This is a genomic window from Nonomuraea sp. NPDC001684 (assembly GCF_053596515.1).
This window is the reverse complement of sequence record NZ_JBSFGJ010000413.1, coordinates 1-8,283: the sequence shown is the minus strand read 5'-3', so window position 1 is coordinate 8,283 and position 8,283 is coordinate 1. Positions and strand designations below refer to the sequence as shown.

8 protein-coding genes are annotated in these 8,283 nt (G+C 70.8%); 6 read left to right on the top strand and 2 right to left on the bottom strand.

Features of this window, described 5'->3' with window-relative positions:
* Positions 1 to 155 precede the first annotated feature (155 nt).
* Entirely contained in the window at positions 156 to 869 is a 714-nt protein-coding gene (locus ACWCSD_RS41810; RefSeq protein WP_449923304.1) for a hypothetical protein, read from the top strand.
* Between the two features lie 901 nt (positions 870 to 1,770).
* On the opposite strand, the gene ACWCSD_RS41805 is transcribed toward ACWCSD_RS41810, so the two are convergent.
* On the bottom strand, positions 1,771 to 2,070 hold the full coding sequence (locus tag ACWCSD_RS41805) for a DNA-3-methyladenine glycosylase I (RefSeq protein ID WP_449923301.1): 300 nt from the start codon (positions 2,068 to 2,070) through the stop codon (positions 1,771 to 1,773).
* A 168-nt stretch (positions 2,071 to 2,238) separates the two neighbouring features.
* Here ACWCSD_RS41805 and ACWCSD_RS41800 point away from each other — a divergent pair, with 168 nt between their 5' ends.
* Entirely contained in the window at positions 2,239 to 4,998 is a 2,760-nt protein-coding gene (locus tag ACWCSD_RS41800; protein WP_449923298.1) for an AAA family ATPase, read from the top strand.
* Here ACWCSD_RS41800 and ACWCSD_RS41795 read toward each other — a convergent pair.
* Complete coding sequence (locus ACWCSD_RS41795) at positions 4,958 to 5,521, bottom strand: ferritin-like domain-containing protein (protein WP_397159066.1); 564 nt, start codon at positions 5,519 to 5,521, stop codon at positions 4,958 to 4,960. The two genes, ACWCSD_RS41800 and ACWCSD_RS41795, sit on opposite strands and share 41 nt — an antisense overlap.
* A gap of 176 nt (positions 5,522 to 5,697) precedes the next feature.
* Between ACWCSD_RS41795 and ACWCSD_RS41790 the strand changes: the two genes are divergently transcribed.
* The 4 genes from ACWCSD_RS41790 to ACWCSD_RS41775 form a co-directional block, all read left to right on the top strand.
* The gene (locus tag ACWCSD_RS41790) at positions 5,698 to 6,003 is read left to right on the top strand and encodes a putative quinol monooxygenase (RefSeq protein WP_449923294.1); all 306 of its coding nucleotides are present in this window, start codon (positions 5,698 to 5,700) and stop codon (positions 6,001 to 6,003) included.
* The gene (locus ACWCSD_RS41785; RefSeq protein ID WP_449923291.1) at positions 6,000 to 6,956 is read left to right on the top strand and encodes an alpha/beta hydrolase; all 957 of its coding nucleotides are present in this window, start codon (positions 6,000 to 6,002) and stop codon (positions 6,954 to 6,956) included. The genes ACWCSD_RS41790 and ACWCSD_RS41785 overlap by 4 nt, the downstream gene beginning before the upstream one ends.
* A complete protein-coding gene (locus ACWCSD_RS41780) occupies positions 6,953 to 7,564 on the top strand; it encodes a class I SAM-dependent methyltransferase (protein WP_397159072.1) in 612 nt (203 codons plus the stop codon). The genes ACWCSD_RS41785 and ACWCSD_RS41780 overlap by 4 nt, the downstream gene beginning before the upstream one ends.
* On the top strand, positions 7,565 to 8,283 hold a 719-nt coding region (locus tag ACWCSD_RS41775), incomplete at its 3' end, for a low temperature requirement protein A (RefSeq protein ID WP_449923287.1). It lies immediately after the preceding gene.

Genomic DNA, 8,283 nt, shown 5'->3' with positions numbered 1-8,283 from the left:
GCCCAGAACCAGATCCCACAGACACTCACCGCTTAACCTGCAGAAACAGGATCACGCGAAGATCGATTCATACACCACGTCCGTGGACGTGACCCAACGCCAAGAAGACGATCATCGAGCATCGCCGCCTGCTCACGGCCGGTGGCTGGCTGTCCTTGCTGGCTTCCACCTGCTATATCGATCTTCGCGCGTTCGACGCCGCTGCAACATGGCTTCAGACATCCGCGCAGTTGGCCAAGCACGCTGAGTGTCCCGAGATCGCGGCATGGTGCCTGGAGACGGAGGCATGGCAGGCGGTCACCACCGGCGACTACCGCCGAGCCTTGACCCTGACTCAGGGGGCGCAGGTGATCGCGCCACGTGGAAGTTCCGCCTACATCCAGGCGACTGCGCAGGAAGGTCGGGTATGGGCGCGGCTCGGATCCGGCCCGGAGACACGTGATGCGCTGAACCGTGTCGCCCGGCTGGTCTCGCCGTTGTCGACGCCCGAGCATCCCGAGCATCACTACCGGTACGACCCCTCCAAGAGCGACGCATACGTCGCGACCACACTGTCATGGCTGGGAGATCCGGCCGCCGAGTCATACGCCCGGCAGGTGCTCGCGCGCATGGAGTCAGCCGCAGACGGGCCGTTTCGCCCGCGCAGGGCGGCATCCGCGCGCCTTGACCTGGCGCTGGCGCTGCTGGCGGCCGATCAGCCCGACGAGGCCGGTCGGCTTACCCTCATGACGATGATTAGCGGCGTGCTGGTGCCGTCCAGCTATTGGAGGGCACACGAGGTGATCAGCGCCATCGAAGCACTCCGCATGCCGGAAGCCGCAGAACTGCGCGAGGCATATCGAGAATTGAGCGGACGGGCGGTCTTCTGAGTGACCAACTGAGTGACAACGCCCTCGGATGAGGCCGGACAACAGTGGATCATCGTGGACCCTATGCGCAGGTGGGAGCGGGTACAGCCCGTGGTCCCGCCCCTGCCTGGCATGCCTGCCGTCAGTAGATGACCTGCGACTGAACGCTGTCAGGATGACAAGGGGGGACGCACAAGGACGTCGGGACGCATCGGTGCCTCAGAGTGGACCGGTGACGTCGTCGATGAGAGCGCCATCGGCGCGGACTTGACGCGAGTAGAGCCTTCTGCAGCTTGTTCCAACCGGAATGTGCACTAAAGGCGCTGGCCGAGCCGCGCGATGCGGCGGCGTTCATCGCCGATCTGCAGCGCTGTCTCAGCGCACGATGGACCGGTTAGAGGTGGCTATGCGCATGGGCAGGACCGGCAGAGGCGAGCCGGTGCCGAGGCGGACGTGCTGCTGGTGGGCGTGCGCGCCGTAGTTGACGGTCTCACCACTACCGAGGAGAGATGATGAGCGGTTTCCGTACCCACGACGAGAGTGACGCCCTTGAGGTGGCCCGGCCGACATTGGAGGTCGCCAAGAAGCGCATGGGGTTCGTGACCACGCTGAACGGAGTGACGGCCGAGTCGCTGGAGCTGCTTGCCGGCTACAACGCCGGCCGAGCAGTCCGGCAAGTCGTCGCTGCCGGCGGCGACCAAGCAGGTGGCCCTGGGCACGGCCGGCGTGGCCAACGGTTGGCAGTACTGGGTGGCCGCGCACTCCATCCTGGCGCTGCGCGCGCGGGTGCCGGCCGAGGTGGTCCAGGACCTGCGTGCGGACCGGCCGCCGGCCGACGAGGCCAGGAGTGGAGCCGGGAACAGGCGGCAGTGTGAGCACTGTGATCCGTGCCGGTCAGACCCGGTGTCGCTCGGCGCGCCGTCTACTGGACGGCCTTGTGGCGCGTCAGTGGCACGGTCGTCCCCGCCACTGATCTCGTGAGGTGCCCAGGCCGGGCGAACGCCTCGCGCGCCGCCTGAGCCTCGGACCGGATGACGCACTCCTTGACATGATCGTTGATCAGGCCCATCGCCTGCGGGAACGCATGCACGGTGGTCGGCCCGACGAACTGCCAGCCCTGCTTGCGCAGATCCTTCGACAGCGCGATCGAGGCCGAGGACGTCGAGACGGTCTGCGGTTCGGGCAGTTCAACCCACAGCTCAGTAGGGGCGCGTCTGCCCATGGGGGGTGAGGCGCGGCGGACTTGCTCGATAGTAGCGATCTCTTGCTCAATCCCGCTCTTCTCAGAGGAGAGGCGGAAGCAGCGCCTGAGGGTGATCGCGTGACGGCTATGCTCGCAGCAGCCTGTATCCGGAAGTGGTGAGGCACTGACCGACGCAGTGAGGTACCCGTGGCCAGTGATGCGTTATTCGGCCGCCGTGCCGAGCTCGAACAGCTGTCCAGCTTTCTCGACGCGGCTCGGCGGCATGGCGACGCGCGGCTGATGTGGGGTGACCCCGGCATCGGCAAGTCCGCTCTCATGGCCGCTGCGGCCGAGCTGGCGGTCACGGCGGGGATGCGCGTGCTGCGAGCGTCCGGGTCGGAGTTCGAAGCCGACGTCAGTTACTCCTGCCTCAATCAGCTGCTCCTGCCGGTCGAGGCCGACATCCAGCACCTGCCGCCGCAGCTTCGAGAGGCATTGTCGGTGGCGTTGGGGTTCGGCGTCGGCGCGCCCACAGACGCGCTCCTGGTCTGCAACGCCGCGCTCCTGCTCGTCAAGAGGGTCGCCGCTGAGACATCGCTCGCCCTTCTGGTGGACGACGTTCAATGGATCGACCGGGCCAGCGCCGTCGTGCTGGGATTCGTCGCCCGCCGGCTGCAGGGGGTCGGGGCCGCGCTGCTGTTCTCCGCCAGGACGGGCGCAGTGAGCTCCGCGGCGCCGCGCGGGTTGACCGAGATGGCCGTCCAGCCCCTGGATCGAGCGGCGGCAGGGCAACTGGTCGACGTCCACTTCCCGGACATGCCGGTACGGATCAGGAATCGGCTGCTCGACCTGGCCCAGGGCAATCCGCTGGCCTTGACGGAACTGCCTTCGACGTTGCTGGGCGCGACGCATCCCGCGGTGGCGCACTCGGAGGTGGTCCCGCTCAGCGACCGGCTCCAGGCGATGTTCGCCGCGCGGATCGCCGATCTGCCGGCGTCGACCCGGAGAATGCTGTTGCTGGCCACGTTCGAGGGCACCGGCGACGTCCGGGTGCTCAGGGCTGCCTCGGCGGATGAGGCCGGGCTGGCCGACCTCGCCCCCGCCGAGCGGGCGCAGCTGGTACGCGTGGACGACGCCACGGCGCGGATCGCGTTCCGGCACCCGCTGATCAGGTCGGCGATCGTGGCGGGGTCCACGCACGAAGAGCGCCGGACCGCGCATGTCGCCCTCGCCGGCGCCCTGCCGGGTGACCAGGAACGTCGTGCGTGGCATCTGGCCGCGGCCGCCGTCGGCCCGGACGAGACGGTGGCGGCGCTGCTGGAGGGCTCGGCGCATCGCATCATGCTGCGCGGTGACGCGTTGGCCGCGGTCGCCGCGCTGGTCCGGGCAGCCGAGTTGAGCGTGACGAGCGCCGATCGGGGGCGTCGGCTGTCCGAGGCCGCGTACATCGGCGCCGAGGCGAGCGGGGCCGTCGACGACGCGAAGACGCTCCTGACCGACGCGCGGCGGGCGGCTCCGGATTCCACCGGCTCGCTTCACGCGGCCAACGCGGCCGCGTTCCTGATGCTCAACGGGGATGGCGACGTCGCCACCGCCCACCGGCTCCTGCTCGGCGCCATCGAGACCGCCGGGCACGGCTACCGGGCGGAGGATCCCGCGCTCGTCGAGGCCATGCACACGTTGATGCTGTTGTCCTGGTACGGCAGCGCTCCGGAATACTGGGAGCCGTTCTACCGGGTGTTGGAACGGTTGGAGCCGCGACCGCCCGACGTGTTGTCGCTGGCGAGCAGGACCTTCCCGGACCCGGTCCGCACGGGGGCGTCGGCGCTGGCGAGCAGCCGGCGCATCCTCGACACTCTGACGGACGAGACCGACCCCACGCGGATCGTGCGGGTCGGCACGGCCTCGGTCTATCTGGATCGGCTGGGTGACTGCCGCGAGTCCTCGTGGCGGCTGGTCCGGCAGGGACGGGACGGAGGCGCGCCCCGACGACACCTCGGCGCCCTCATGCACCTGTGCCTGGACGACTTTCTCGTCGGCCGATGGGACGAGGCCGAGGAACTGGCCAGTGAGGGTCAGCAGGTCTGCGAGACCAGCGGTTTCTCCTTCTTCGCGTGGTACTTCCTGTACAACAGGGCGATCCTCGCCGCCGGACGGGGACGCTTCGAGGAGGCGTACGCGCTCGCCGACGAGATCACCCACTGGGCGCTCCCACGCGGTGTGACGGCCGCGGCGCTGTTCGCCCAGCATCCGCGTGTCCTCGCGGCGCTGGGACAGGGGGACTTCGGCGCGGCTTTCCACCACGCCGCCGCGATGAGCCCGCCCGGCGCGCTCGCCGCGTACGTGCCTCACTGCACGTGGGTCATGCTCGACCTCGTCGAGGCGGCGGTGCGGACCGGGCGGATGGTCGAGGCCAGGGCGCACGTCGAGGCGATGCGGGCCGCCGACGTGGCCGCGTTGTCGACTCGGATGACGCTGGTCCAGGCGGCCGCGGAGTTCCTCGTGTCCGACGACGAGGGGACGAGGGCGCGGCTGGAGTCGCTGTTGTCGGGCCACGTGGCGAAACGGTGGCTGTGGGACGCCTCCCGCGTCCGGCTCGTCCTCGGCGAGAGGCTGCGTCGTGACAGGTCGGCGTCGCAGGCGCGCCGGCAGCTGCTCATCGCCCGCGACGGCTTCGCCGCGATGGCCGCCGGGCCCTGGGCCGAGCGTGCACGGAACGAGCTGCACGCCGCCGGACACCGGACGGCCGAGACCTCGGCAGGCGGCCCGGCCGCCCTGACCGCGCAGGAGTTGCAGATCGCCGAGCTGGCGGCGAGCGGCCTGACCAACAAACAGATCGCCGAGCGGCTGTACCTGTCGCACCGGACGGTGGGCGCGCACCTGTACCGCATCTTCCCCAAGCTCGGCGTCGCCTCCCGCGCCGGGCTCAGGGATGCTCTCGCACCGGATTCCGAAGCCCCGCGCTGAGCTCGTCGGCCTGTGCCTCCTTCTCCTCCAGCAGCCGCTCCAGCAGGCGCCGGGTGGTGGGGTCGTCGGCCCCGACCCAGCGCACCGCCTCCTGCAACGACTGGACGAGGATCCGCGCCCCCACGAGGTCCTGCGTCACGATGCCGGTGAGATCGCCGTCCTGGAACGTCTGGAAGGTGATGCGCGACCGCGCCGGCAGGTGCCGTGGGTCGTGGTCGGCGGCGAACCCGAGGTGAGCGATGCGGGTCGCGAGCAGCCGCGCGCCGGCGCGGTCACGGTCGGCGCAGCCGTGGAGGAACTCCGCGACCGCTCGATGCGACGGCCCGCGGACGAGCAGGGCGTGCTGCTCGTACTGCAACGAGGACACGACCAGGCTGGCCAGCAGCACGTTCAGCAGGTGTGCGACCGCTTTGAGCTCGGCCCGGTTCGACGGCGTGACCGCACCGTCGTCCGGGTCGAACAGCGCCCGGTCCCGGACCTCCCGCATGCGCAGGACGGCCGGCGGCTCTGAAGGACTCGTCACGTGTCGATGGTCGGGCACGCGCCCGAGCCGCGCATCTGTCAAATGACCTAACCGCACCAGCGGTTAGGTCATCGGCCGCCATGGGCGCTCAAGGCGGGAGTCGGATGACTGATGTGACGCCGGCCGGGCGGCGCCGACAGTGGGCTGCGACAGATCCACCCGTGAGGAGTGATCCCATGACCATCGGCCACGGCTTCCACGCCGCCATGACCGCGCAGCAGGGCCGGGGCGACGACCTGGTCGCCGCCCTGCTCGACGCGCCGTCCCTGCCGAACGACGACTGCCGTGTCTTCCTGGTCGGCCGCTCGGCCGGCGATCCGGACACCGTTTACGTCACCGAGGGCTGGGTCAGCCAGGAGGCCCACGCCCGGTTCTTCGCGACCGAGCAGGCCCAGACGTTCGCCGCCGCCCTCCAGCCGCTGCTGGCCGGGCAGCCGCGGTACGCCGACGAGATTCCCGTCGGCGGCAAGGCCGCCCTGTGAACGAGGAGACCACGATGGCCCGTCCCGGCCTCGACCCCGAACTGCGCGCGTTCCTCGCCGACCTGCCTGCCATGCCCGAGCTCGGTCCGGAGGTGCTCGCCGAGCTGCGCGGACTGCCGTCCACGCCGGTCGACGTCATCCTCCAGGGCCGCGCCGCCGGCCACCGCGAGATCACCGCTCCCGTCCCCATGTCGATCTTCACCCCGGCCAGGACCGGTCACGCGCCGGCCCCGTGCGTCTACTGGGTCCACGGCGGCGGCATGGTCATGGGAGACCGCTTCTCGCAGATCGACATCCCCCTGGACTGGCTCGACCTGTTCGGTGCCGCCGTCGTCTCCGTGGACTACCGGCTGGCGCCGGAGGCCACCGGCACGATCCCGGTCGAGGACTGTTACCAGGGCCTGCTCTGGGTCGCCGAGCACGCCGATGAGCTGGGCATCGACCCGGGCCGGATCGTCGTGGCGGGAGTCAGCGCCGGCGGTGGCCTGGCCGCCGGGCTCACCCTGATGGCCCGTGACCGGGGCGGGCCGCCGATCGCCGCGCAGGTGCTGATCTGTCCCATGGTCGATCACCGCAACGACACCACCTCCAGCCGCCAGTACTCCGGCGCGCCCGGGGTCTGGACCCGCGAGATGAACGCGTTCGGCTGGCGGTCGCTCATCGGCGGCGGCGAGGTGTCCGGCTACCTGTCGCCCGCGATCGCCGAGGACCTGTCCGGCCTGCCGACCACCTACGTCGACGCCGGGACGGCCGAGGTGTTCCGTGATGAGGACGTCGCGTTCGCCACCCGGATCTGGGCCGCCGGCGGCCAGGCGGAGCTGCACGTCTGGGCGGGCGGCTTTCACGGCTTCGACGCCCTGTGTCCCGAGGCCCGGATCTCGGTCGCGGCCCGGCGTACCAGGAACGACTGGCTCGCCCGGGTGCTGGGCACGTCGCCCGGAGCCGTCCGGTGAGCGCCCACGACCGCGCCGCGTTCCTGCACGAGTTCGCGCGCGCCCCCTTCACCGTCGGCGCGGTCGCGCCGAGCGGCGAGCCGCTGGCCGACCTGATCACCTCGCCTGTCACGCGTGACGGTGACCCGTTGGTCGTCGAGGTCGGGCCGGGCACGGGCGCGTTCACCGCGGCGATCCAGCGCCGGCTCGGCGGCCGTGGCCATCACCTGGCCGTCGAGGTCAACGAGCGGTTCGCGCGGCGTCTCGCCACCCGGTACCCGCGGATCGACGTCGCCGTGGCCGACGCCCGGGACCTGGGCGACGTGCTCGCGGCGCGCGGCCACCACCGCGCGGACGTCATCGTGAGCGGACTGCCCTGGGCGGCGTTCACCGCGAACCGCCAGCACGACCTGCTCGACGCCCTCACCGGCGCCCTCGCCCCGCACGGCGCATTCACCACGTTCGCGTACGCGCACACGCGGTGGACGCCGCCGGCGCGACGGTTACGGCGATCCCTGGACGGGCTGTTCGAGGAGGTCGTGGTCAGCCGGACGGTGTGGGCCAACGTGCCGCCCGCGTTCGTCTACTTCTGCCGCCGGCCCCGTGTCCGGGCCCTGGTCCTCGATTAGATGCGGCAGAAGACTTCGCCGGTCGGCGAGGACCACCGGGCGACGCCCTTCGAACTGTTCTTCGACCTCGTCTACGTCTTCGCGATCACGCAGCTCACCGGCTCCATGGCACGCGAGCGCGACGCCGACGGCGTGTTCCGGGGGCTGCTGATGCTGGCGCTGCTGTGGGGCACCTGGTCCGGCTACACCTGGCTGGGCAACCATTCCCGGGCGGACGGCGGTCTGCTGCGGGGCGGGATGGTCGTCGCGATGGCGGCGATGTTCGTGGTCGGCCTCACCATCCCGGAGGCGTGGGCCGACGGGCCGGGCGCCTTCGTGCTGGTGGGCGCCTATCTGGTGGTCCGGTGGGTGCATCTCGTGGTCTTCGCCGTGGCCGCGGACGGTGACACCGGGCTGCGCCGTCAGATCGCCATCACCTGGCTGCCCATGACGGCGAGCGCGGCGCTCCTGGTGTCCGGGACGGCGCTGGGGAGCTGGACGCAGGTGCTGCTGTTCGCGGTCGCCCTGGTGGTGGACTGGGCGGGCATCTACCTCACGGCCAGGAACGGGCACTGGCGGCTGCGCAGCCCGGCGCACCTGACCGAGCGGCACGGGTTGTTCCTGATCCTGGCCATCGGCGAGTCGGCGACGGTCTCGAAACCGCCGTCGGCGAGCAACCGCGCCAGCCCCTCGCGCAACAGTACGGAATCCTCGGCGATGACCACGCGCATGTGCACATG